19 protein-coding genes, 1 pseudogene and 3 riboswitches are annotated in these 24,302 nt (G+C 61.1%); of the genes and pseudogenes, 7 read left to right on the forward strand and 13 right to left on the reverse strand.

From position 1 onward, the window contains the following. Nucleotides 1-101, reverse strand: a pseudogene (locus AC5Y30_RS23385) (WXG100 family type VII secretion target); the annotation flags it as partial. Between the two features lie 45 nt (nucleotides 102-146). Further along, nucleotides 147-446 carry a PE family protein gene (locus tag AC5Y30_RS23390; protein ID WP_499921404.1) on the reverse strand — a complete coding sequence of 100 codons (300 nt, stop codon included), beginning with the start codon at nucleotides 444-446 and terminating at the stop codon, nucleotides 147-149. Nucleotides 447-857: 411 nt separating this feature from the next. Further along, a riboswitch (Fluoride riboswitch) is annotated at nucleotides 858-921 on the reverse strand. Between the two features lie 400 nt (nucleotides 922-1,321). Next, nucleotides 1,322-1,384: riboswitch (Fluoride riboswitch) on the forward strand. 581 nt (nucleotides 1,385-1,965) lie between these two features. Between AC5Y30_RS23390 and AC5Y30_RS23395 the strand changes: the two genes are divergently transcribed. Then, nucleotides 1,966-3,108 carry a PPE family protein gene (locus AC5Y30_RS23395; protein ID WP_499921588.1) on the forward strand — a complete coding sequence of 381 codons (1,143 nt, stop codon included), beginning with the start codon at nucleotides 1,966-1,968 and terminating at the stop codon, nucleotides 3,106-3,108. A 165-nt stretch (nucleotides 3,109-3,273) separates the two neighbouring features. After that, nucleotides 3,274-4,428 (forward strand): PPE family protein, encoded by a 1,155-nt coding sequence (locus tag AC5Y30_RS23400; protein ID WP_499921405.1) that lies wholly within the window; start codon nucleotides 3,274-3,276, stop codon nucleotides 4,426-4,428. A 211-nt stretch (nucleotides 4,429-4,639) separates the two neighbouring features. Here AC5Y30_RS23400 and AC5Y30_RS23405 read toward each other — a convergent pair whose 3' ends face one another. The 10 genes from AC5Y30_RS23405 to AC5Y30_RS23450 all read right to left on the reverse strand — a co-directional run bounded on the left by AC5Y30_RS23405 (nucleotide 4,640) and on the right by AC5Y30_RS23450 (nucleotide 16,318). Beyond that, nucleotides 4,640-5,812, reverse strand: coding sequence for a PPE family protein (locus tag AC5Y30_RS23405; RefSeq protein WP_499921589.1), 1,173 nt, complete (start codon nucleotides 5,810-5,812; stop codon nucleotides 4,640-4,642). 87 nt (nucleotides 5,813-5,899) lie between these two features. Next, entirely contained in the window at nucleotides 5,900-7,126 is a 1,227-nt protein-coding gene (locus tag AC5Y30_RS23410; RefSeq protein WP_499921407.1) for a PPE family protein, read from the reverse strand. Nucleotides 7,127-7,891: 765 nt separating this feature from the next. Then, on the reverse strand, nucleotides 7,892-8,464 hold the full coding sequence (locus AC5Y30_RS23415; protein WP_499921409.1) for a histidine phosphatase family protein: 573 nt from the start codon (nucleotides 8,462-8,464) through the stop codon (nucleotides 7,892-7,894). Nucleotides 8,465-8,579: 115 nt separating this feature from the next. After that, nucleotides 8,580-9,968 (reverse strand): PPE family protein, encoded by a 1,389-nt coding sequence (locus tag AC5Y30_RS23420; protein ID WP_499921411.1) that lies wholly within the window; start codon nucleotides 9,966-9,968, stop codon nucleotides 8,580-8,582. 10 nt (nucleotides 9,969-9,978) lie between these two features. After that, nucleotides 9,979-10,230, reverse strand: coding sequence for a PE family protein (locus AC5Y30_RS23425; RefSeq protein WP_499921590.1), 252 nt, complete (start codon nucleotides 10,228-10,230; stop codon nucleotides 9,979-9,981). Between the two features lie 233 nt (nucleotides 10,231-10,463). Continuing rightward, a complete protein-coding gene (locus tag AC5Y30_RS23430) occupies nucleotides 10,464-11,702 on the reverse strand; it encodes a PPE family protein (RefSeq protein WP_499921591.1) in 1,239 nt (412 codons plus the stop codon). Nucleotides 11,703-11,898: 196 nt separating this feature from the next. After that, nucleotides 11,899-12,765 carry a sulfotransferase domain-containing protein gene (locus tag AC5Y30_RS23435; RefSeq protein ID WP_499921412.1) on the reverse strand — a complete coding sequence of 289 codons (867 nt, stop codon included), beginning with the start codon at nucleotides 12,763-12,765 and terminating at the stop codon, nucleotides 11,899-11,901. A gap of 144 nt (nucleotides 12,766-12,909) precedes the next feature. After that, nucleotides 12,910-13,608 carry an adenylyl-sulfate kinase gene (cysC, locus tag AC5Y30_RS23440; RefSeq protein WP_499921413.1) on the reverse strand — a complete coding sequence of 233 codons (699 nt, stop codon included), beginning with the start codon at nucleotides 13,606-13,608 and terminating at the stop codon, nucleotides 12,910-12,912. Between the two features lie 384 nt (nucleotides 13,609-13,992). After that, nucleotides 13,993-14,766: a 3'(2'),5'-bisphosphate nucleotidase CysQ gene (gene cysQ / locus AC5Y30_RS23445; RefSeq protein ID WP_499921414.1), complete on the reverse strand. Its 774-nt coding sequence runs from the start codon at nucleotides 14,764-14,766 to the stop codon at nucleotides 13,993-13,995. A gap of 97 nt (nucleotides 14,767-14,863) precedes the next feature. Beyond that, nucleotides 14,864-16,318: an MFS transporter gene (locus AC5Y30_RS23450; RefSeq protein WP_499921416.1), complete on the reverse strand. Its 1,455-nt coding sequence runs from the start codon at nucleotides 16,316-16,318 to the stop codon at nucleotides 14,864-14,866. 925 nt (nucleotides 16,319-17,243) lie between these two features. Further along, nucleotides 17,244-17,305, forward strand: a riboswitch (Fluoride riboswitch). 611 nt (nucleotides 17,306-17,916) lie between these two features. Between AC5Y30_RS23450 and AC5Y30_RS23455 the strand changes: the two genes are divergently transcribed. Together AC5Y30_RS23455 and AC5Y30_RS23460 are read left to right on the forward strand one after the other, a co-directional pair. Then, on the forward strand, nucleotides 17,917-18,405 hold the full coding sequence (locus AC5Y30_RS23455; RefSeq protein WP_499921417.1) for an inorganic diphosphatase: 489 nt from the start codon (nucleotides 17,917-17,919) through the stop codon (nucleotides 18,403-18,405). Nucleotides 18,406-19,443: 1,038 nt separating this feature from the next. Next, on the forward strand, nucleotides 19,444-20,520 hold the full coding sequence (locus tag AC5Y30_RS23460) for a DUF190 domain-containing protein (protein WP_499921419.1): 1,077 nt from the start codon (nucleotides 19,444-19,446) through the stop codon (nucleotides 20,518-20,520). 165 nt (nucleotides 20,521-20,685) lie between these two features. Here AC5Y30_RS23460 and AC5Y30_RS23465 read toward each other — a convergent pair whose 3' ends face one another. Continuing rightward, entirely contained in the window at nucleotides 20,686-20,979 is a 294-nt protein-coding gene (locus AC5Y30_RS23465) for a hypothetical protein (RefSeq protein ID WP_499921420.1), read from the reverse strand. A 675-nt stretch (nucleotides 20,980-21,654) separates the two neighbouring features. Here AC5Y30_RS23465 and sat point away from each other — a divergent pair. From sat to AC5Y30_RS23480, 3 genes are all read left to right on the forward strand, one after another. Continuing rightward, nucleotides 21,655-22,920, forward strand: a complete 1,266-nt coding sequence (gene sat / locus AC5Y30_RS23470; RefSeq protein ID WP_499921422.1) for a sulfate adenylyltransferase — start codon at nucleotides 21,655-21,657, stop codon at nucleotides 22,918-22,920. Then, entirely contained in the window at nucleotides 22,917-23,234 is a 318-nt protein-coding gene (locus AC5Y30_RS23475) for a DUF6955 family protein (protein WP_499921424.1), read from the forward strand. The genes sat and AC5Y30_RS23475 overlap by 4 nt, the downstream gene beginning before the upstream one ends. Nucleotides 23,235-23,316: 82 nt before the next feature. Next, nucleotides 23,317-24,294, forward strand: a complete 978-nt coding sequence (locus tag AC5Y30_RS23480; RefSeq protein WP_499921426.1) for a hypothetical protein — start codon at nucleotides 23,317-23,319, stop codon at nucleotides 24,292-24,294. Nucleotides 24,295-24,302 lie beyond the last annotated feature (8 nt).

A 24,302-nucleotide genomic window follows, 5' to 3' on the forward strand; every position in this document is an offset into this window, starting at 1 on the left:
CACATCTTGCGGGCCTCGTCCTCAACGGTCTGGGCGTGCACCTCGAAGCGACCCGCCATCGCCCGCATCTCGTGCGGGTCGGTCATAAAACGAGTTGCCATGTCGGCTGTTCTCCTTGCTACGTAGTTACTGGGGTGATGTGGTGATCAGAGAGCGGCGGCCGCATTAGCTGCCTCGGTGGCTGCGTAGGAACCGGAGCTCATGGACAGGGTGTTCACGAACTGCTCGTGAATCGCGGCAGCCTGGGCGCTCACCGCCTGGTACATCTGCGCGTGTGCGGCGAACTGGGCCGCGGTCAACGCCGACACCTCGTCAGCAGCGGCGGGTACCACCCCCGTCGTTGGGGCTGCTGCGGCTGCGTTCTGGGCGCTCAAGGTCGACCCGATAGCCTGCAGACTCCCGGCCGCCGCGGCCAAAGCCTCTGGCTGCGTTGTCACGAACGACATATTGATTCCCTCCTAAATTGATCTCAAACCATCCACGAGCTGGAAGTAAGCCGCGATCCGTCATAGCCCCGCCCCCGGTGGGGGCCTGCCAGCAGACTCGTGGGATTCCCTACCATTGTTGCAGTCCTGAATGAAACCCAAAGCGAGACAATGCCATCAGGACGACTGGAAATTGTTGACCGCGCGAGTGTCGGTTCTCGATGTGGGGGATTCGGTATGTGACCCTGTCGTCGATGCCATTGAAGACGCCCACAGCCAGCCAGCCAACGTAGGGAACGGTGGACGGTGACGGTAGCCACCGCAGGATTTAGCCGTTTGAACATCGAGGCGTCCTGTACCGACCAGATATCGCGGGTATCCATGACTTCCTCCCTCGCCTGGACGCCTAGTTGCGTCGCAACCTGCATGCGGTACGGGGTAGAAGCCATTAGCGCCGTTTAGCGCGATTCTGACGAGCCTCATCGCCAACCGCAAAGACACTGCGGCTTTAGCCAGGATAGCAGCACACCAGGTCAGCGCGCCAGGAATCACAGTTATTCGCAATCCGGCCGCGGCAGGCCGGCGCAGCGAACCACTATGGCGCGACGGTGCCTCAACCCATCGGGGTCGCGTCTTTGTCTTTTAGACCCGGTCGTGTCTGCAACGAATCTGTTCTGTGCATGTCAGGCTCATCCCCCTACGGCCCAATAGGTTTCGCAGCCCAGCGTATTGTTCGGGTGTCTCAACTCCTTGCTCAGGCGTCCGCAGCGCCCAACAAAGCGACTCTGGCAGGTTATGAGGCGCCCACACGGTGGTTGTCATCACTGCGAACGGGCCGGCGGCCGGCCATTGGTTACGTGCGCCGCGTTGCACTAAGCCGTAAGTCGCAGTTAACATCGCGTTTAGGCGATGAGGCCCGCCTTTGACCGCCGACACCGGCTGATGGCTTCTACCTGTTGAGTGCATCGGGGTAGAAGCGGGGGCGGGTTAGTGATGCGCAAACTGATCATCGCCGGGGTCAGTACCGACCCGTTGCAGCGTCGCCGTGCCCAACCGTCTGACGGCATCGCGCCTGCTCGCGCACCCAAACCATCTAATGCGGCTGGTGCACACGACGAAACAGTGGTCCTCAACTCCGGCCGGCCCGATGCCAGCAAAGCGGCAGCGCAGATTCAGACCACCGCCGTTGTCCATCGACGATTCCTGGGCGGACCCGCGCATTTCGTGGCTGGGCCATGCTGTCCAGTGGTTGATGTATCCCCTTCACGGGTGACAGGCACGTCGAGGTTGCCGCGGCAATCGGAACCAATGAACCGCCTCGGGGCGCTGCGGCCAGTGAAAGCACGTGAGCGACCCTGCAGACTAGTTTCGACTTTGTATCAATCCACAGCCGTCAGTGACACACATCGAGAAGAGTTCCGAGGTGATTTCTCACTAGCCAACGCGAAGCACTGTCTGCGCTATCAGACTGGACAAAACGCATCAATCTGGTGGGAGACCCCGATGCCTCCTCGGCCTTGATCTGAAACGATTGCCAGTGCTGGACTTTGGAGCTCTTCCACCAGAAATAAACTCGGCCAGAATGTATTCCGGGCCCGGAGCGTCACCAATGATGGGTGCCGCAATGGGCTGGGACGCGCTCGCAGTCGAGCTGTCTTCCGTGGCTGCGCACTATGGATCTGTTATCGCCGAACTGGTTGGTGGTCAATGGCTGGGCCCGTCGTCGTCATCGATGGCAGCGGCAGTCACACCCTATATCGCGTGGCTCTACGACACCGCGCAGCAGGCCGAACAGACCGCCGCCCAGGCCAAGCAAGCGGTAGCCGCCTACGAGCTGGGTTTCGCGATGATGGTGCCCCCACCGGTGATCGCCGCCAACCGCAGCCTGCTGATGACGTTGATTGCAACCAACTTCTTCGGACAAAACACCCCAGCCATCGGCGCGACCGAGGCGCAGTACGCAGAGATGTGGGTCCAAGATGCGGCGGCAATGTATAGCTACGCCGAATCGTCAGCTACCGCAAGCATTTTAACGCCATTTCGCACGCCAGCCCCCACTACCGGTCGCTCCGGATTGACCGTCCAGTTCGAAGCTACCGCGCAAGCCGTCAGTAACTCCGCGGCAACCCAACCTGCGAGCCTGCCCCAACTGACCTCCCAGGCAGTAACTGCACCGGCACAGCTTGCCGTACCTGCGGCGTCATCGGACCCACTGGTGACTCCCCAAGCGCTGGTTACTGTCGCGCTCACTCCCCCCAGGTTCGTCAATATGGCGGTGGGATACAGCAGCGCCGCTACCTCAGGGCGCGGGATTGCCATCACTAACGAGCGATTGGCTTTCCGATCCGCACGCAATGCCGCACCGCCGCTCGAAAACGGGGGGATGCGCGCCCCTGGTCGGCCTGGTATATCAATGGTCTCAGCAGGACGGGGCCGCGCGTCCGCCATCGGGTCATTATCGGTCCCACCCACGTGGACCACGGCAGCTCCTGAGGTACGCGAGGTTGCGCTGGCGTTACCCGATCATCCCGCTTCCACCACTGCCACCGCCGCGGATATGCATCAAGTTCCTGGAAATTCATTCAGCCAGGCGCTTCTAGGAACTCTTTCGCGGGAAGAGGGTGCCGAGGCGCGTCGTCAGAAAAGCCGTCCCATCATCGTGCGTTCCCCGGCCGCCGGATAGACAGGAAGACCAAAATGCATAGAACTCATGCCACTCCGAACGTCACCGCCCCTCCCCGCGGCGGCGGAAGTCCAACACGCTGCCGTCGCACCAGAGCAGCTCACCTCACAGCCGGCAACTGCGCATTCCGAACCATCGCTGGACAGTAAGAAAGGGTTTCTCCCAATGGATTACGGCTCCCTACCCCCAGAAATCAACTCAGCCAGAATATATTCTGGCCCCGGCTCGGGCTCCATGCTGGCCGCCGCCGATGCCTGGGACAACCTGGCCAGTGAACTGAATTCGTCAGCGTCGGCGTACCGTTCGGTTATCGCCAGCCTAACCGTCGGCACTTGGCAGGGCCCGTCGTCGGCGGCGATGGCCGATGCCGTCACCCCGTATGTGACATGGATGCACAGCGCCGCAGCTCAAGCCGAGCAGAGCGCCACCCAGGCCCGTACGGCGGCGGCGGCTTATCTGACCGCTTTCGCGACAACCGTGCCCCCTGCTCTGATCGCCGACAATCGAACTCACCTGGCGTCACTGATTGGGAACAATTTCTTCGGCCAGAACAGCCCGGCGATCGCAGCGACCGAAGCCGACTATGACACGATGTGGGCCCAGGACGCCGAAACCATGTACAACTATGCTGGCTCTTCGGCCAGCGCAGCGCAGCTCGCGCCGTTTGGCGATCCACCACGAACTACCAATCCCGACGGACACGCAAGGCAAGCCGCCGCAGTCAGTCAAGCCTCAGGTACACCGGCGGGCCAGGCGCAGTCAACGAGCTCGCAAGCCCTTTCGCAGGTACAGAATGCGGTGCCAGAAGCCGCCGATCCAAGCGCGGCGGCGAACCCGCTAGGTTTTACCCCTGCCGACATTTTCGGCAACTCGGTGGACGTGGGTAGCGCGTCCGCGTCGGTTACCAGCTCGTCGCTCTCGGGAAGCTCCATAGGGACCACGAACCATGCCATTGCCATCGCGGCCGAACGTGATGCCGCCCAAGGCATAGGCCCGTTCCTTGGCGGCCCGGCCGGCCCGCTGACGTCTGAAGCAGCAGGTCTTGGCGGACGGACTGTTTCAGTGGCGATGGGCCGCGCCACATTAGCGGGAACGTTGTCAGTGCCGCAAACATGGGCCGCCACCGCAACTCCGGTAGCGGTTAGCCCTGCGGGACTAGCCGCGCCCAGCGCAGCAGCTGCCCCGGTTGCTCCAGCCGCGGTACCGGCGACCCTGTTCGGGGAGTCGCTGCTGGGCACGCTCGCTGGACGCGCTGTCAGCAATGTCGCCGCCAAGAAGCGCACGCCAAGTGTGGTGCCCCGCTCGCCGGCCGCCGGATGACAGCCACGAGGGAGCTCGGCCCACCGGATGGGAAGAGTTCCACCAACACGTTGGCGCTACGAGTAGGAGAACTGCACGGTGTTAGTGATCCGCGAGATGGCGTCCCTTGGCAGCAGCCTCCTTCGCACGGCTGGCGATTGATTGCCTCATGGAATCAATGCTGTTTCAGGTGGCAGCTGATGGGGTCAGTTTGGTGAGCCCAACCAAGTGTCTATCCGCCGTGGGCGGGGCGGGGCATCGTGAAGGTGCGCCGTCCGTTGCGCAAAACAGGGACACCCGAAGGTCGACCTGCTGAGCGCACCGCCGGCATCGGTCCCACCGCATTGGTCGACGTGGTTTCCAGAGCTGCCGGGATCGCTCTAAACTCTGGCCCTGACACGGTGATTGGACCGTTGACAGCGCCACCAGCCGGGCTCGACGCCGTCCAGGCCTGCGGGACTGACAATCTCCCCACCGGTGCCGCGCGGCCCCTGCTTGCTAGCACCGGGCCACGAACACCGCCGGGAGCCAACGCATCAGCCGTAGAAGCCGTCGCCTTGGCTGCGGCCTTCATCGCCTGGCGGTTCGCTAAGTTAAGGCCCGTCCCAAATTGCCCCGCTGAAAATACTGAGTAGGTTGTCGACCAGAATGGTTGCGCCGGGATGGTAACCAGGGTGTTGAAGATGCTGAAAGCGTTGACTATTGATGTCGCCCCCGCGGGAGGATCGGCCGCCGAAGCGTTCGCGGCTCCTCCCGTCGCGAGGGTTTGGAGCTGCTGCGGCACAGCCGACATCAGCTGGGACAGGGTGAGCTGGCTCTGGCCGGTGGAGCTACCCGCGGATTGTCCTACCGCGGCCGCTTGAGCGGATGGACCATCCGCGTTGGTGGTGTGCGGCGGTTCGGCGAACGGCGTCAGCGTGGACGCAGCAGATGAGGATGCGGCATATCCGTACATGGCGGCGGCGTCTTGGGCCCACATCTCGGCGTATTCAGTCTCGTTGGCCGCGATCGCCGGAGTGTTCTGCCCAAAGAAGTTGGTCGCGACCAGAATCACAAGCTGCATGCGGTTAGCGGCGACTACGGCGGGTGGCACCGTCATGGCGAATGCCGCTTCGTAGGCCGCAGCTGCCACGCGAGCCTGCCCGGCGGCTTGCTCTGACTGCACCGCGCTGGCCGTCGCCCAGTCCACGTACGGTGCGACCGAGCCGGCCATCGCCATTGACGACCCGCCCGCCCATTGGCCCTGCAGCTCTGCGAGCGTTGACGAATACCCGGCCGCGTACAGCTCTAGCTGTGCAGCCAGCGCGTCCCAGGCCGCCGCAGCCGCCATCAGTGGAGCCGAGCCCGGACCTGAATACATCCGGGCCGAGTTGATTTCGGGCGGCAGTGCCCCGAAATCAAACATCGGCATTCCTTTCACCACTGGCTCGACCGTCACGCGCAGCAAGCAGTTGCGGCCGGTGCTGTTTGCATTGAAGAGCGGGTTTGGTAGCTAACCGCCGGACGAAGGACGCGGCATCTTGAATTGCCGTGGCGTCAACCGCAGCACGTTGTTGACTACAGGCCGCGACACCAGGCCCGAAGCGGCCCCCGCACCCGCTGTCGGCCCCCCGTTCCACACGCCAGCCGCCGGTGCGGCCTCATGCCACGACGGGCCGCCCTCGAGCTCGGCATCTGACAACCAGTGCGCCTGGGCAACAGTGGTGACTACCGGATTCGTCGCCGCCCAACTCTGTGGCACCGACAAGCCCCCAACTGATGTCCCACTGCCAAGACCGGCCATCACCGGACCGCGCGTCACCGCGGATGCCGTCGCGCCCCGGGCCGCGCTCGCGGCACCTTCGGCCGCTCTGGCGGCATCGGCGGCCTTGGAAGCATCGGCGGCCGACGCGGCGGCATCCTGCAAATTCGACCGGAACAGTCCGGTACCAAAGCTTCCCGCCGATGTGATCGTGCGGCTGATGCCGTCGCCGAGGTTGACCGGCTGGGTCACGGTATTGAAGTTGCTGATGCCGGTGAGTGCCGACGACGAATCCGAGACCGACGAACTCGCAGATCCGGTTGTGGCAAGGCTTTGCAACTGCTTTGGAACCGTCGACATCAATTGGGACAGCGTTGTCTGAGACTTTCCGGCCGCTGAGGTGCCTGTAGCCTGAGCTACCGCGGCGACCTGCGTAGACGACCCGGAGACGGTGGTGGTCTGTGGAGGGTCGTTAAACTGGGTTAGCCTGGTCGCGCCCGACGAGGACGCGGCGTAGCCATACATCGCGGCCGCATCCTGGGCCCACATCTCTTGGTAAGAGGCCTCGGTCGTCCCGATCATCGCGGTGTTCTGCCCGAGAATGTTCGTCGCGATGAGCTGCGCCAACTGGGTACGGTTAGCCGCTACCAACGCTGGCGGCACCGTCGCGGCGAACGCGGTCTCATAGGCGATCGCCGCCGCTCGAGCCTGACTGGCTGCCTCCTCTGCCTGCGCCCCTGCGGCAGCTATCCACGCCACATACGGCGCCGCCGCGCTCGCCATCGCCACAGAAGCACCGCCAGACCAGCTCCCGCCGTGCAATTGGGTGATGACCGACGAATAGCCACGGGAGACCGACTCCAACTCATTAGCCAAGGTGTCCCACGCCGCTGCGGCGGCCATCATCGGCCCCGAACCCGGACCGGAATACATCCTGATCGAATTAATCTCTGGCGCTAGCGCCCCGTAATCCAGCATTAGCATTCCCCCTTCATCAGCCGACCACTGAGAAGGCGCCACCGCGAGTAAACCGGACCGAGGTCAAGCAGCCAGTCCCTCAAGGCCTTTGAGCCTTTAGCGCGCATAATCATGGTTGGCGACAACAGCTTCTGGAAGCTACCTAGCAACGCCTCGAGGTACAGGAGCGCACACGCACGACAGCTCGATGCGACGGCATCACACGAGCCGGCGCAGCACAAAATCCACTGACTTTGAGACCAGATACGAAGACATAACATATAGCCACAGACGGCTCCTCCTGCGTCACGCTTGGCTACACAACCGCAAGCCAAGTACTGCATGTGTTTCGCAGGGACCGTTGGCCGCCCGATAACGAACGAGCAATTTATGGCGAGCCCCACCGCCGTTGCGTCGTCAACTAGCTACATCCACTGACGGCGCAACTTCACTAACTATTCACTATTTATACCCACAGTAGGAAGGTATGACAACCGTAAAAGGCTGATGTACAGAAGATTTCCAGCGACGGCTTCTGCGGCGGGATACCCCAGCGACACCGCCACACCCTGGCTCCTGGTACGCACGGACCGCGAATCCAGGAAGGACCGAGGGTTTACACCGGCGATCAATCGGGTCGATTTGGCTGCCCATCGCAACGCGGCCTTGCTGGCGTGAACCCCGTCGACCCAACGGCGACAACCCGATCAGCTTTGGTCATCACTGGGCCTGACATGGGGGCGCTGTCAGGACCCACATCGATGATTAGGTGACACGCAAGGAGAGTCATTGGGCGACAACGTCGTAAGCATCTACCCGCCACACTCCATCGATGAGGCTGAGCTCATTCCAGCACGCGGTCCGTTGGCCGATATGGTCCAGTGCTGGATCCAGCCGTGCCAACAAAGCGGTGTTGAACGCATCGTGAGACACCAGAACAAGTGGCCCCGACGCAAATTCGGACACCAATTCGAGGAACGCTCGGTGGGCGCGCTCAGCCAGTGCTGTACGGTCCTCCACACCCGGTGCGGAATCAACGCTGCCGTAACGGCGCTCAACCTCGTCACGGCGGACTCCCGTCATGGGGCCGTAGTCACGATCCGTTAGCCGAGCATCGATGGCGACCGGCGCGTCGGCGGCGAAACCGATTGCTTGCGCGGTCGCGACGGCCCGCTGCAGCGGACTTGAGATGACTGCCCGCGGCTGTCGCGCGGCCAGGGCGTCTGCGAGCCTTGCCACCTCGGCAATCCCAACGTCATCTAGCGGCGGGTCACTGAGACCACGAAGTCGCCCATCCGCATTGAGGGCGGTACGTCCATGCCTGGCCAAATAGACCCGGGTCACGCCGCGAGCGTTCATTGCTTGTCTCCAACTCGGTCACTTGGGGGAACATCTTTAGGTCCAGATGTCTTGACACTGGACTGTTCCATTTCTTCGGTGACGGTCTCACTCGGGGCCACTGGCATGGTGACTTCTAACCGATGTGCGGTAGCGGCATATTCCCGTCTCCGTCGGTCAGGTGCACCGCGTGGATGCCCGGCTTCTTCTTCAACTTCGCGACAAGGCTTTCCAACCCCGCGGTATCGGTGTGCCAGTGTTGGACGTTGTCTGGTTTGTCGGCCATTTCGCCGACGAGGCGCTGTAGATTTTTTGCCGACTCACCCGTTTTTGGTGAGGCATCTTTGAGCGGCGTAGAACGAAAGCGGGCACCGGCACCACCAAAAGCGCTCGGAGCCGCTGCGCCCACAGCGCTTCCGGCCACCCCGGCTGCCGCGATGCCACTGAGCAGTGTCCCCTCGCTCACCGCGCCGGCCGGTATGGCGCCCTCCGCCGCGCCCGAAAGCACCGCGGCCACTGTTCTGATCGCCGGGGTGGCAGTCGCCCAGCTTGGTGGGACCGACATCGCTCCCACCAAGCCAGCGTGGCCAACATTTGCTACGACCGCACTACCCATGCCAGCCGAACCGATCAGAGGGCTGCCCGACGCAAGCCCCGTTGAGGCAACCCCGGCTCCAACGCCCGCCGCCGCTAATCCGTTGAGGTGATTCGTCCCGATCACCAGGCCCATGATCGTGTTAACCAACACGGAGTTCGCCGGAAGGATCAACTTGGGGACGAACTCAAGGTCCGAGGCGATCGTGTTCAAGCTCTGCGATCCAGCGAGATCCTGGACAGTGGTCAGCAGGTTTGACAGGGGCTGGGAACCCGTGGGAGCCGTCGCGAAGCTTTGCAGGGCCGTGGGTACGGCGCTGAAGGGCTGGGATAGTTCTGACCGCACACCGGAGGCGACCGACGAGACTCCGGTGTCCGCTGCCCGAACCTGGGCAAGCACGCCGTCTGGGTTCGTGGTCGTTGTCGGCTCAGTGAACGGTGTTACCGTACTGGCGGCCGCCGACTGGCCGGCATAGGTTGACATCGCCGAGGTGTCTTGGGCCCACATCTGACTGTAATGGGCTTCATTGGCCGCGATCGCCGCGGTGTTCTGCCCAAAGACGTTGGTGGCCACCAAAGATGCCAGTTCACTGCGATTGGCCGCCACCACCAGCGGGGGTACCGTGGCCGCGAATGCTGTCTCATAGGCAGCCGCGGCCGCCCTGGCCTGCGCAGCGGTCTGCTCAGCTTGGCCGGCCGTGCTGCTGATCCACGACACATACGGCGCAACCGCGGCAGCCATCGATATCGATGAGGGCCCCAGCCATGCCGCGGTCAGCCCTGAGATCACCGAAGAGTACGCCTGTGCGGTTGCGTGCAGTTGGGCAGCCAAGGCGTCCCAGGCCTCCGCTGCGCCCAACATTGGCCCTGAGCCGGGTCCGGCGTACATCCGACTTGAGTTGATCTCTGGCGGCAGTAACGCGTAATACATTGCACTGTCCTTAGGTCGTAGCTTCGCCGGGATCTGCGCTCACATTCGAACCTGCCTTATTTGCAAGGCGTTTCATCAGTGCTTCGTGGGCTCCGACGAAGAGGATGTTGATTTTTTGCAACATCTGGGCATGGGCGCTGAACTGAGCGGCGGTAAGCGCCGACACCTCGTCGCCCGCGGGCGGGGCCACGGCGGTTGGCGGACGGAGCGCGCGCAAAGTCTGCGCGTAAGTGTCCAATCGCAGCGCAGTCAGTCTGGACATCGCAACATCTGCCGTCGAGTCCATCTGCCGAGGCGGACTCGACTCAACCCTTCCGTGCGCACTATCGCTCGACGCGGCCTGCCCCGGTTCACTTGCAGCAACTACAGGAATTTTCGGGTGCGGTGTTGACGACATGAGCGCTCCTCATCGTGACGGTGAAACTGGCTGCACCACTGGGTAATTAGCCCGGGCCCAAGGACTGAGCAAGGACATGGCAGTGTCGGCAATAGCGGTCATTGCGGGACCGCCGGGACGATAAAGATATTGACTGCGCCGCTGGCCTGACCGGTAGCGGCGCCGGAGCTGGCACTTGCTGACCGGGCGGCGGTACTGCCGCTAGCGGCGATTGCCCGCCCGGCCAGACTCGACACAGCTATGTCGCCGAATAGTGTGCCCTCACCCGGCCCAGCGGTCGCCAGCGCAGCGCCCGTGGGGCTGGTCTCGGCGAACACCGCCGCCACGGGTTTGACAGCCGGGGCAGCAGCCGCCCAGCCCTGGGGTACTGACAAACCCCCGACGAGTCCCCCGCGGCCCAGTCCCGCCGATACCGTCGGAGCCAGCGCAGGAGTTGGTGAAACCACCAATCCCGCACCACTCGCCGCGGGGGTTGCTGCCAGCTTGTCAGCGGCGCTAGTCAAATTCGCGCCCGCCTGAGGGAGTAGATAGCACTGGGCGCCCAAGAGCTCGGGCGTACCCCCGATGGAGAAGAGCGACACCGGAGATAGCGGCCCGGTGATGAAGCTATTGAGGCTGCTCAGGGACGAGGCTAACGAGGACGAGGACGAGGACGCAGGGTCTGCCGCAGGCACTGCGGCAGACAACGGATTTGCGAGGCTTTGCAACGAGGATTGCGTCGCAGTCATCAGTTGCGGTAGGGACTGCGCGTGCACCTCGCCAACCGCTTCGGTGGCGTGGGCGATGGCGGCGGCTTGCCCGGCATTCCCACCCGGATTGGTGATCGGCGACGGCGCGCTGAAAGGCGTCAGCTGTGAGGCAGCCGCCGAGGAGCCGGCATAGCCATACATCGCTGCCGCATCCTGAGCCCACATTTCGCTGTATTCAGCCTGAGTGGCCATGATCGCCGGCGTGTTTTGACCGAAGAAGTTTGTCGCAACCAAAGCCAGTAACTGCGCGCGGTTGGCTGCGATGGCCGATGGCGGTACCGTTGCCGCAAAACCGATTTCGAAGGCTGCAGCGGCCGCTTTGGCTTGGGTCGCCGTCTGCTCGGCGAGCGTCGCGGTCGCGCTCATCCAGGCCGCATATGGTGCGGCTGCTGCCGCCATCGTCATCGACGAGGCACCTTGCCACCGGGCGAGGATTCCTGAGATCGCCGACGAATACAGTGCTGCTGCAGAGTGCAGCTCTGCAGCCAAGGCGTCCCAAACCGCCGCGACGGCCAGCAGGGGCCCCGATCCAGGACCGGTATACATACGACCGGAGTTAACTTCCGGTGGTAGCATCCCGAAATCGATTGTCATCGACGCCCCCTTACCTCACGTCGTCGTCACAACCTCGCGTTGCGTCTTGCCATCGAGGCTGCCGGCCCCTCCCGGTTCGGCCCAATGACTATTGCGTCGAGGCTCGAACTCTGTTGTGTCTCAACGCCTCCCCCACGCACACGGCGACGAAGGCGCGTGCCCCGCGCGTGCGCCGGTGCCGCTGACGGACTCAAACATTTCCGCCTGATTCCAGCCATTGCGCGCATTCTCGGCCCAGCTTTTCGAGCGCAACGCGGTCGAAGCGTTGGATCTGCTCGGAAGTCAGTTCGGTCCGAAAATCCCGCTTGGGACCTTTGTGGAAGAAGGCTTTAGCGCTGGACATGTGTTCGCCGCCAAACGGCGCCATCTTCTCCGCGCGCCCGCTCATGTAGTCGAAGGAACAGTGTCTGACAATGGCATCCATCTGTAGCGATTCGGGATCAACGGAAAGGAATTTCGCTATCCGTGTGATCTGGCCGGGCAAATCTTCTTTGAGATTCTGGTAGTGGACAAGGAGGACGTTCGGCTCGTCCTTGAGCTTCCACCAGGACGCCATGATGTCGAGCAAGTCGCAACACTGATAACCGTTGGTATCGAGCCACAGATCAAAAAACTTCTGCATGTCGTCCGGGATCACCAACGGGGTTGGGTCGCCGGACCATTCGGCGTGGATTTGGTTGATGGTGTCCATCGTTGGCTTGGAGAAATTGTGGAGATAGTTGTGAAAGCTGATTCCGAGGTCTTTGCCGTTGCGGCCCACAAAGACGTAACGGGCTTCAGGAGCAATCGGCAATGCATCCGCGGGCAGGTGCGATTTGATGACGCGCCGGTTCCCGGCTGCGCGCTGCTGCGCGAGCACGTTGAGCATTTCGGCGTGATTGCCCCAGCTCGAGTCGAGCCACGGCGAGGTATCCGAGAGTCCGGCGTCGTGCTCTTCGCCGTTGCTCAGTATTTGCTGCAGGATGCGCTGGGTCCACGTGGTGCCGGCCTTGAACGGGTCGGCAACCACGATATCCCCGTCGGTAAAGCCGCCCTGGGCCAGAAAGTCCTCCCACACCAAGGAATTGGAAAGGTAGTCCCGCTGGACTCTGGTGGGGGACAGTAACCGTTCCGTCATGGTGAATCCGCCTTTCGGTGCATAATCAGATTTAAAAGTTGTCATACACATACATGTGCGTCGGAAAAATCGCCGAAGCTAAAATTATCGACCAAACAAGCCGCGTCCTTCCCAATAGCTCCCGTTCCCTTTGAGCTCGGGAACGATGCCGACCTTTTCCAAATAGGACACCACCTCATGGGCCAGTGAGTCGGCATCGTTGTGCTGGCCGTCGAGGCGTAATTCCGGCTTCTGCGGGGGTTCGTACGGATCATCGATACCGGTGAATCCCTTGATTTGCCCAGCGCGGCTTTTTTTGTAAAGACCTTTAGGGTCACGCTGCTCGCATATTTCGATCGGGGTATCTACGAATATCTCCACGAAGTCGCCCGGGGCGAGGGTGGAGCGTACCGCGTCGCGATCACGACGATAAGGGCTGATAAACGCGGTTAATGCTACGATCCCGGCGTCACAAAATAATCGTGCAACTGAGCCGATACGTCGGATATTCTCTTCGCGATCCTCTGCGGAAAACCCGAGACCGAAACGCTTGGCGAATTCCGCACCATGGCGCTCTTCCAGGGCGTCGGGGCTGGCATTGAGGCCGTAGCGGACGTTGTCACCATCGAGGAGGTAGCTGCGCACTCTGCGCGCATACAATTTCTGGTCAACGAGGTTTGCGACCGTACTCTTACCGCTGGCGCTGAGGCCGGTAAACCAGAGAACACATCCCCGGTGACCGTTGAGGATCTCCCGTTCGCGGCGAGTAACGGTGGTGTCGTGCCAGGTGATATTCGAGCTCATATAGAAACTCCTTGCATAATGAGCTGCGGCAGGTGTACTTTCTCGACGGAAAGTGACGACGCTCCGAAACCAAAAATTGGCGGGACGCGATGCAAGAGATCGCCGGCGGTTGTCCCATGACACGACGCCACAGCCTCGTCCACCGGCCAGGTCATACACCGGATATGAGGGAAGTCGAGACGGTAGGTACCGGTACTACGGATGGCATGAGGTGTCGCGTGAAAGCCGGGCGAGCGCGTGCACGGCTTTCGCGACAATGGTGCCCTCGGAGCCGGTGCAGCACCGCTTTTGCTCATCATAATTTTAATCGGTGACACCTCCCCCGGTGAATTCGTGCATCTTTCCTACTTCCTAGGTCTTGCCCGGAGCGTTAGTTGACTAGATTTATTTGAAACCGATGACGAAGCTGTCGTTTTTCAGTGTCGCCTTGTTGTATGTCAACGAGGACCTCCGTGGACGACCCTTCCCGGAGTTTCGGTAGATGCAATCGCCGGCCGCCACATCCCATTCCATCGTGGGGTTCATTCGCGGATAGATGTCGGCACGGCCTTCGGCGACCAAACAGAACTTGAGGGAACTGCCCGCGGTGATCCGTTCCTTAATGGGAAGGTCTTTTAGGTAATCTTCCAATTCCGCGGAGGGGTGTGACTTGCTCTCGACCACAGTGAGTCCGTCACTCAGGTTCGGCGGAGCCGAGAATATTTGGACAGGCGAATCGGTGCTGTGCTGTTTCCAGCTGCCCCGTCCTGTTTCGGCATAGTAGAGCAGGTCTTGGGCTGGAAGATAGATGACGCCGAGGGTGGGTTCGAGGTTGTCGATGAGTGCGATGTTGACGGTGAACTCATCGCTGCCTTTGACAAACTCCTTGGTTCCATCCAAAGGATCTACTAGCCAGAAGCGTGGCCAGTTCTTTCGAAGTTCATAGTCGGCCGATGCGGTTTCTTCAGAGATGATCGGGATCTGCGGATCGAGCATTGTGAGGTGCTCGGTAATGTACTGGTTTGACGCCAGATCCGCGTCGGTCACCGGAGATGTGTCACCGGCATGATCGCCTTTTTCGGCGATCTGCGGATTACGGCGGTGCTTGAGGGTGAGTCGTCCGGCCTCGACTGCGATGGCAGCGACTTCTTCAAGGTATTGAATGGGGTTTCTATTCACGGACTAGGCCACTCTCCTGTCGTTGTCCTGGCGGCTTTGTGTTGGATGTTCGACTTATGTGGGGTTAGAAGATTCCCGACGGGGTCCCGGGGGCCGTTCACGACGCCCGCCACCTGCCGCCAGAAGGGGTCATGTCTTGGTCGGTATGTGCCACCTGCGCCGTCGCCCCTTCCCCAGCGGCAGGCAGGGGGCCGCCTGGGCGGACATAGCGCGCCCACGACAAGATCGCTGCGACGATGTAGCAGAGCAAGAAGATCCAGAAGGCGGGGGTTGCGGTACCGGCGCTGGCATAGGACTGGCGAAGAGCGACGTTGATCCCGACCCCCCCGAGGGCGCCGAAGGCACCGGCGAACCCGATTAACGATGATGATCTGACTCGTGCCCAGTCGCGGCGCTCGGCGTCGTCAAGGCCCAGCGTGTGGCTACGCGCCTCGAAGACCGAAGGGATTAACTGATATACCGGTCCCTTACCCGCACCGCAGAATGTGAACAGCGCGATAAATCCGACGATGTAACCGGCCATCGTTAGGGTGGTGAACGAGCCGTCGCGCCCCGCGGTCAAGTCGTTGTGTGTGCTGACCGCAACGAGTAACCCACCAGCCACAATCGCGCCGGCGAAGACGCTGAGAACGACACGGCCGCCGCCGAATCGGTCGCTCAATTTACCGCCGCCTATCCGCGCCAGCGATCCCAAAAGTGGTCCAATAAACGCGATCTGGGCTGCGTGCAGCGATGCTCGTGTATGGCCCTCTCCGGCAGCTGTGAAATCGTGCTGCAGGACCTGCCCGAAGGCAAACGCGAACCCAAGGAAAGATCCTGAGGCACACATGTAGAAAAAGGAGAGTATCCATGTATCGGGCACCGAGAGGATGGCCCGCAGGTTGGCGATCGACAGGCCGGCGCGATGCGCAATGACGTCATCCATAAATAGCGCCGCGCCCACGCCACCGACGGCGAGCAGAACCATGTAGATGCCGCAGACCCAGTAGGGTGCCTGATGGCCGACAGTGGCAAGCACCACCAGACCGACCGCCTGGATAGACGCCGATCCTAGGTTGGCGATTCCACCGGTCAGTCCCAGCGTGGACCCCTTGAGCCGCTGCGGGTATAGCCCGTCGACCTTGGCCAGCGACGCGGAATAGTTACCGCCGCCCAGGCCCGTTAACGCTGCACACACCAGGTATGGCCACAACGGCAAGCCGGGGTGGGCCAGCAGCACAAGAGCACCAGCGGTCGGGATCAGCAGCACCAGCGACGACAAGGTCGTCCATGTGCGACCGCCAAACCAGTTGGCCGCCATTGCATAGGGTATCCGCACCAACGCGCCCACCAGAGAAGCGATGGCATCAATCAGCAGCTTGTCGGCCGTTGAGAACCCATAGACAGACTGCGGCATGAACAGCACCATCACCGACCAGAGGTACCAAATCGAGAAGGCAACATGAACATTCACGAGCAACCAGGCCAGGTTGCGACGAGCGATGGCACGATTACCGCTATCCCATGCCGCGGTGTCTTCGGGATTCCAGTCGGCAATGCGCGAACGCACCATGAATTACGTACCTTTCGGCGAGACATCGGTGGGCCATCGAAGCGACTCGTAGCATGAGCAAGTTCTATTTACATTGGGCGCATTGGCAATTCGGATACCGGCGTGAAACCATGCCCAAAACGTGCGGTTTCATTCGATTCCCGGTCGCCTTCTGCGACCGCCGAGGCTCTGCGACGTGCCCGCACCTTCACATGAGGGCGCCAGCACGCGACGGCACGCACCCGCGTCGGCGGAATGATTTGTGCGCGAATCCCGACCCAACGCAGGAGCCCCAACCGAGGCCTCGCGGCGCCCAGTCACCCACGACGCGACCATCGACGTGGGATGCGTGAACGGGCGCAAATCAGCGAAAGACCCGCCGACCACTGCAGCAGGTTCGACCATGCGGACTTGCAAATCAGCCGTACAGGCAGTAGCTACCACAGGGCTTGCTCGAGCTAAGGCGCCAGAAGGGCATATTCCCCAACTAGGAGCACCGCCACGACGGCATCGAATCGTAGGCGTGCACGAAAATTGAACGGCCACTTATGGTCCTCCGCGTCAGTCTCAGCTGCATGCCTAGCCAGCTGTGTACTGGTTCTGTTCCGCAGGGACCGTTGGCCATCGCTGACGCGACGAACGGTTGTGGCGAGCCCCACCGCCATGGTGCGTTAACATCAAGCGAACGCACCTTAAAACTTACATGATCTTATCCCTTGACACTAGCGTGAACCACCATGATCCACAGCGCCACCGAGCAGACGCACAGCAAGTTACCAGCTTCCTGCGACCGCTCATCCAGCTTGATTCGGACAGCGCCCATGGCCCGCGACGCAATCGGCTGCCCAAGCATGTGCACGCCGCCCCAACAGGTGACCGCTCGCATGAGACGATCGTTGACGGGTGACTGAGATCTCCCTTGACCCAACTGAATTACTCTTGGTTGACTGACACAGGCGATGGAGCCCGCCCTAAACCGCCGACACGGCTGATGGCCCCTGCGAACGAAGGAGTCGCAGTTGAAGCACGTCGCCCTCGGCACATATCGCTGCCCTCGCGGTGCCTTATGACGGCTTGCGTCAGGGACGCAGGGCACGAAAGACGGTGTCCCGCTTGGGATATAGGTTTCCTCGCGGCTCCCCTGTATATGCCCCGCCCCACCGATAGCAGCCACGGTCTGAATGCAGCCGCGGGATCAGTGGCGGAGAACATGCTCGCTAACCAACCGGCCCGACGCAGCCTGGCAGGTCTTGCTACCACAGGCAGGCCTGCATCGCGGGCCAATTCGCCACCACAAGCAATCAATTCGACGTCGGAGGAGCATCCGACCGGCTGGCCTATCCCCCAGGCGCACCCCGAATCAACGCAGTCCGTTCAACTTGATATGCGTCCCCACCAACGCGGCTGCCACGCCTGGGTTCAGGGTCATGCGTGGCGAGTGGCGCCGCGCGCGCCAGTCGCGATTCTTCATACCGAATCCGACCTGGGTATGGCCAGCAGGCTGCCGGACCTTTCGACCATCAACTTCTTGAAACATCCGCGCGCCGGACTGAGCTTGATCGTCCCTGCGCGCGGGGTCAGTCCGAATGAAATCCTCAACACAGTAAGGGAGTAGCGCTATGGAATTCGACGTGACGATCGAGATCCCTAAAGGGCAGCGGAACAAATACCAGGCTGACCATGACACTGGCCGCATGCGACTGGACCGCTACCTATACACGTCGATGGGCTATCCCGCAGATTATGGCTATATCGAAGATAGCCTGGGCGAAGATGGGGATCCTCTCGATGCGCTCGTCTTGCTGCCCGAGCCGGTGTTTCCCGGCGTGATGATCGCGGTCCGGACGGTCGGAATGTTCCAAATGGTCGACGAGGCCGGCGGTGATGACAAGGTGCTCTGTGTTCCGGCCAGTGACCCGCGATGGAACCAGATCAACGACATCAACGACGTCCCGTCGCACGAGTTAGAGGCCATCGAACACTTCTTCATCCACTACAAAGACCTTGAACCTGGCAAGTATGTCAACGCAGGTGATTGGTCTAATAAACAAGCAGCAGAAGCCGAAGTGAAACGATCATTGGAAAGATTTCGCGCGAACGGCCACTAAGATTCCAATTCGAGCAGGCGTTGAAGCCTGGCGTTCGGAGCGCATCGCGCTTGTCGCATGCAACCGCGACCATGACGCCATGGTCACATGTTCTTCGCCGAAAGCAACTGTGCCACACAGTAGTGCGTCGACGGGCACCGTTGGGCTTGGCGTTCGATTGCGGTTGCTGCGACGTGGCCATAGGCGGCTGGCCCAGCGGCCCAGTCGTGTCCGGCAGCTCGCGCGGGACAGCGATCTGACGGGCGCTTCCTTGCTTGTAGAAACAGCCCATACTTCCAGCTTCACCGCCGGTACGGTGAATAAGTACAGTACCGTTGGCCAATCCTCCGCTGCTGTACTGGGTTTCGGGCTTCGCGTTGAAGTCCGGCCGGCGCGCACGTATTTGGGCGGTCCCAGGCTGATCTTTTACGCCTGGCCCACCCGGGCCGGTGACAGAGAGGGTCGGCTTGAACGCCGGTTTGTGCGGTATGTGGCGCGTCCTGAACATCATTGGCGCTCCGGCCGTCTGGCCAATCCGCATGCCGCTGCCCATTATCGTCCTCCTCGGGCCCCACACCGAGTCGATCGCTATCTGGTTCGGTCGATCTCATGAGCCATCGCGGGAAGCCTCGGCGCGATCAGCGCCTGCTCTGCTGTAGCTCCATTAGGTGCCGCAGCAACGCAACCACACCTACCGTAACCGCGCAAGGGACTAGCCCTGCGCAGCTCATCACCCACGCAACTGGCAAAACGCCAATCCTTGTATGGGCCGCAACCATTGAACGCACCATGGCAACAACTGAACTCCGCGCGCTGCGCGGCATCATGCCACCGCTGTCCTGTGCTGGCCGTGATCTGGTGGTCGGTTCCTTTGTCACTGGCCAGTCGCCGCTCACGCAGGCTTCTCCGCTGAATGGCGCACCTTCGAGTGGCTAACCCAGCAGCGTCGATCCCGTGGGGCGATCAGAATATCGAACCGGCACAACGGGAGCAGTGATCGCGCTGCGGATCGGAATTGTCCGTCAATCATAGGACACGGCAAGGTGTAAAGGAACCACGATGGAAGATGACTGCCTAAAGCTGACAGCGTATCTGGCCGAGCGGCGACGGACCGGTGGCGACGTCTTCGTCTCCGATGTACTGCTCGGCCTGTACGAGCAGCACCACATGGCCAGCAGCATCGTCCTGCGCGGCATCGCCGGCTTCGGCACCGGGCGCCACTACAGAACTGATGAATCCCTCACGCTATCCGAGGATCCACCGATCGCCGTTACCGCGATCGACACCCGAGCCAAAGTCGAAGCGCTACTCGATTCCGTGCTGGCCATCAAACAACGCGGATTAGTCACGCTCGAACGTGCCCGGCTGCTGCGCGAGGACATCGGACCGGTGGACTTACCTGAGGAGTTGCACGAAGCCGTCAAGCTGACAATCTATGTCGGCCGTAAGGAACAAGCCTACGGAGTGCCCGCCTACATAGCGATCTGCGATTTGATGTATCGGCGCCGCCTTGCCGGCGCCTCGGTATTTCTGGGCGTAGATGGTATCGCCCATGGCCACCGGGAACGCGCACACTTTTTTGGTCGCAATGCCGACGTCCCGATGATGATCATTGCCGTTGGGTCCGGGGAGCGCATCGGCCGGGTGCTGCCCGAACTGGGCGGGCTGCTGCGGCGGCCCCTTTTCACCCTCGAACGAGTTCGCGTGTGCAAGCGCGACGGTGCGTTGCTGGAACGGCCCCACGCCTTGCCTGGTGTGGACGAACATGGTCTACCTCTCTGGCAGAAGCTGATGATCTACACCTCAGAATCGGCCCGCTACGGCCGCGTGCCAATTCACCGCGCCATTGTTCAACGCCTTCGACAGCGCAAAGCGCCCGATGGGGCAACCGTCCTACGCGGAATCTGGGGTTTCCACGGAGATCACGAACCCCACGGGGACAAGCTGCTCTCGTTGGCCCGTCACGTGCCCGTTGTCACCATCGTCGTCGACACACCAGCCAACATCGCCGAATCCTTCGACGTGGTCGATGAATTGACACGACACGAAGGGTTGGTCACTAGTGAAATGGTGCCCGCCTTAGCCTCCGATGACGACGATCACGGGAGACCGCCCATGGCAAATCATCGGTACTAGCAGCGCCGAACTCAAGCCCACAGCGATTCCACATACAGGTCGCGGCTCTGACTCCAGTTACCGATGCACAAGTCGCCAAAACATGCCTAAAGGCGCGGACGCCCAGTCGCTGACGAGGTTTCGACCCCGGGTCGAAACGCGCTTCGCGTGCTGGATGCCAATCCTTTACAACGCGCGGTCATATTTCACGATGGTCAGCGCAATTGGGTTCGCTTTGGGGGACGACAGATCGCTTCCGGCCAGCAGGCTTACTCGGCATCCCAGTTGCTTTGCCATCTCGGGCTTCTCCACGAACGGTGAAGATTCATCGATCAACGCCAGCACCGCCAGGTGCTTTGCGGATGACCTACGCCGCCCCCGTAGGGGACGGCCGATGAGAGCGGCGTCCACCAAAGTCAGGTTCGGTGATTCCGGGCGGACCAGTTGACTCAGGTGGCGAATATTTAATGTATAGGCCATGTTCGCGGTTAATGGTTGCTGGCGTGGAGTGCTCGAAGCTCGGTTGAAGTTCCAAGACACACGTGGTTGGCGGCTGCCCAAAGCATAGGAAAACAAGGTCAGACGGGAAACTCCAGTAAGTTGACCATCTTAGCTTGTGCTATGGCCAAAATTCGGCTTTACTGAAGACGAACGCACGATGGCGGTGGGGCTCGCCACAACTGCACGTCGGTATCGACGGCCAACGGTCCCTGCGGAACAGATCGGTATTCGGCTACGACTTTCGTAGCCACCTGTGACGCGGAGGATGGTAATTGGCCGTTGTGATTTCGCCTAGTCAGAACCTCCAGCACGTCGACTCAAACGTCACGAATAGACATGTATTGATCGCAGTCCTGCGACACCGCGGGCACCGAGACAACCGCATTCTGGGCGTTCTTGGCGGCGTGTTACACCGTCGCCACATTGTTGTTGATGTGGGTCCACTACGTGCGTCCTCACAGGACGGATGTGACAACAGCGGCGCAGCAAGCACCTTGGGGAACCGGTCGGGACATGACTGCGTCGACAACTTGTTGTGGAGGCCTAGTGCTTGGCATGGGACTGGTCAATGACGCACAGACATCGTGACCGACCAACCCGGCGACACACGATACAGGCCACCGAAAGCAAGAAGGTGAGAAACGAGGTGATGACATGAACTACACGGGTCATGGCGGGAAACCGATCGTCGAAAGAGTGTCCACGGAAAGGGTGGCTAGCCGGGTTGAAGGCATGCCGCACGTTCCCATTTCAAAGGCCACCGCCCACGAAGTGATCAGCCTGTCCTATGGCTTCTTCACCCCGCTGACGGGGTTCATGGGCCGACACGAAGTTGATGGAACCCTGGACAAATTGCGACTTCCAGACGGAATCCTATGGAGCATACCCATCGTCTTCGACATGTCCGCTGAGACCATCGAGAAGCTGAGTGTAAAGGAGGGGGCCAGCGTAGTTCTGGAATATCTTGGCGCACCCATGGCCATCTTCGACATCGCCGAGATATACGAATACGACCTCGAGCGTATGGCCGAAAAGACTTACGGCACAACCGATCCTCGCCACCCTGGGGTCAAAAAGACGTTGGGCTATGAGAACAGGTTCATCGGTGGTGAGATCACGCTGATCAACGAGCCGGTCTTCAACGAGCCGTTCAAGAGTTTTTGGCTCACGCCGAAGCAGCACATGGACGCGTTGGCGCAGAAGCAATGGAGGCACGTGGTCGCCCATCAAACGCGAAACGTTCCGCACACCGGCCACGAAGCATTGATGAAGCAAGCCTGGTTTGCGGCCAACGAGGACATGCCCGTCAGCGATCTGAATACGGGGGTCCTAGTCAATGCCATCATCGGCCAGAAGCGTATCGGGGACTATATCGACGAGGCAATACTGTTGGCGCAGAACGTCCTGAGGACGAGCGGGTATTTCCGCGACAACGTCCATACGGTGTCTTTCACACTCTGGGATATGCGGTACGCCGGTCCCCGGGAGGCGATCTTCCACGCGATCCTGCGGACCAACCTCGGATGCACCCATCACATGTTCGGGCGAGACCACGCCGGGGTGGGCGATTTCTACGACCCCTACGACGCGCAAAAACTGCTCAAGCAGCACAAAACCGAGTTGGGCATCAAACCGGTGTTCCTCCGAGAGAACTGGTACTGCCCAAAGTGCTTGGAAGTGACCAACTCTGCTCTGTGCGGCCACGATTCACAAGCGCAAAGTTTCAGTGGCAGCCTCATACGAAGCATTCTGACGGATGAAGTAAAGCCGACTCAGAAGGTGATGCGCCACGAAGTGTTTGACGTTGTGATGGAGTGTGCTGCCAAGTACGGCGAAGGTTCACCCTTCGTCACCGATGAATACCTCAACACACGCCGGCCGGTCTTTACACTGAAGCAACCAGAGGGGCTGGGTTCATGAGCAGCGCCGAGAAGAAAATCAAAGTCAACGTGTGGATCAACGAAGAACGCTTGGATGCACTGGCAAACGCTGGAATGGCCGACTCGGCGAAGGACGCCTTTGCCGGCATGAAGCTGCTGGAGATCTATGCGACCGAAGAGCAGAAGAATGTCGTGTTGGAGCGGTTCCCTGGCGCCAAGTATGACTCTGCTACTACCAAATCCATCGAGTTGCTCCCCAAAAAGGTGAAAGACAGGCTCCTTGAGCTCTCAATCGCGATGCATTCCACCGGCCCTGATGTGGTGGATCGCTTTCTTCAGGAAGCGCAATCCTGACTCGGGCGCACGCTTGATTCAAAGCTGCGGGATCAAAGGGTGGCGCTCGGCGTCACCGGCCGGCTAGCGCACCTTGCCGGTTATGGCTGATCAGGGTCTGCCACTTCGCCTCCGCCTCCTCATGGAGGCGGTAGTCCTGGCGTACATCGTGGTGGCCGCACAGTGTCACGGTTGGCACTACTTCGTGTTTCCTGGCCTTGCAGCCCTCTCGCATGACGTTTTGACCCGGCCGACAGGCAAGTGGGCGGCTCAGCGGCTGCGCCTAGTCGTGACCCCAGTGCTAGGCGCCACGATCGGTACATTGATCACGCGCACACTTCCTTTTGGTGTGCTGGCCATTCTGCTCATCGTTACTTCGTGCTTGCTTCTTCTCACGCTGCTCAAGTCCAACATCGCCCCAGCGATAGCGGCGGGGGTACTACCACTCTTCTTGGATATCAGGAGCTGGCTGTACCCCGCCTCGATCGCACTGAGCTTGGTCGTGTTGTTTACCATTCTTGTTCTCCTGCAGCGGTATTGCCGCCGGAAGTACCGGCAGCAGGCCTCGGACGCGAGCTCCGACGATGTTCTTGAAACCCTCCCGGGCGGACATACGTGGCTCCTACCGTTCTTTGCGTTTGTGACGGTGATGGCCTTGTGTGCCACGGCTTTGGACATGCGACTTGTGTTGTTCCCTCCACTCATCGTCATGGCTTATGAGATGTTCGCCCATCCCACCACGTGTCCGTGGGCCGGCAAGCCGCTGGCGCTCCCGGCGGCTTGCTGCCTGGCCGCGACGGCAGGATGGGCCGCGGTGGGGGTGTGCGGCAGCGGCGGTGTAGCAGCCGGATGTGGGCTGATGTCCGGTGTTCTCGCGCTTCGCCTGCTGCGGCTTCACATGCCGCCCGCATTAGCGATTGGACTTCTTCCACTCGTCATCAACTCTCCGAGTATCAAGTACCCGGTCTCTGTGGCTATCGGGGCGGGAGCGTTGACGCTTGGCTACCAGTTCTACCAACGCAGCTTGAGCGGCCGCGGTCACCGACATCCCGGCTTCCCCAACAGAATACAAAGTGGGTAGTGCCGAGT

This window comes from Mycobacterium sp. NGS27, assembly GCF_059813005.1.

Coding starts and splice junctions, on each gene's coding strand:
- AC5Y30_RS23460 (WP_499921419.1), top strand. CDS start 19,444: ATGGAAGATGACTGCCTAAAGCTGACAGCGTATCTGGCCGAGCGGCGA.
- AC5Y30_RS23415 (WP_499921409.1), bottom strand. CDS start 8,464: ATGAACGCTCGCGGCGTGACCCGGGTCTATTTGGCCAGGCATGGACGT.
- AC5Y30_RS23390 (WP_499921404.1), bottom strand. CDS start 446: ATGTCGTTCGTGACAACGCAGCCAGAGGCTTTGGCCGCGGCGGCCGGG.
- AC5Y30_RS23480 (WP_499921426.1), top strand. CDS start 23,317: ATGGCTGATCAGGGTCTGCCACTTCGCCTCCGCCTCCTCATGGAGGCG.
- AC5Y30_RS23410 (WP_499921407.1), bottom strand. CDS start 7,126: ATGCTGGATTACGGGGCGCTAGCGCCAGAGATTAATTCGATCAGGATG.
- cysC (WP_499921413.1), bottom strand. CDS start 13,608: ATGAGCTCGAATATCACCTGGCACGACACCACCGTTACTCGCCGCGAA.
- AC5Y30_RS23420 (WP_499921411.1), bottom strand. CDS start 9,968: ATGTATTACGCGTTACTGCCGCCAGAGATCAACTCAAGTCGGATGTAC.
- AC5Y30_RS23425 (WP_499921590.1), bottom strand. CDS start 10,230: ATGTCCAGACTGACTGCGCTGCGATTGGACACTTACGCGCAGACTTTG.
- sat (WP_499921422.1), top strand. CDS start 21,655: ATGAACTACACGGGTCATGGCGGGAAACCGATCGTCGAAAGAGTGTCC.
- AC5Y30_RS23450 (WP_499921416.1), bottom strand. CDS start 16,318: ATGGTGCGTTCGCGCATTGCCGACTGGAATCCCGAAGACACCGCGGCA.
- AC5Y30_RS23405 (WP_499921589.1), bottom strand. CDS start 5,812: ATGTTTGATTTCGGGGCACTGCCGCCCGAAATCAACTCGGCCCGGATG.
- AC5Y30_RS23465 (WP_499921420.1), bottom strand. CDS start 20,979: ATGGCCTATACATTAAATATTCGCCACCTGAGTCAACTGGTCCGCCCG.
- AC5Y30_RS23455 (WP_499921417.1), top strand. CDS start 17,917: ATGGAATTCGACGTGACGATCGAGATCCCTAAAGGGCAGCGGAACAAA.
- AC5Y30_RS23475 (WP_499921424.1), top strand. CDS start 22,917: ATGAGCAGCGCCGAGAAGAAAATCAAAGTCAACGTGTGGATCAACGAA.
- AC5Y30_RS23400 (WP_499921405.1), top strand. CDS start 3,274: ATGGATTACGGCTCCCTACCCCCAGAAATCAACTCAGCCAGAATATAT.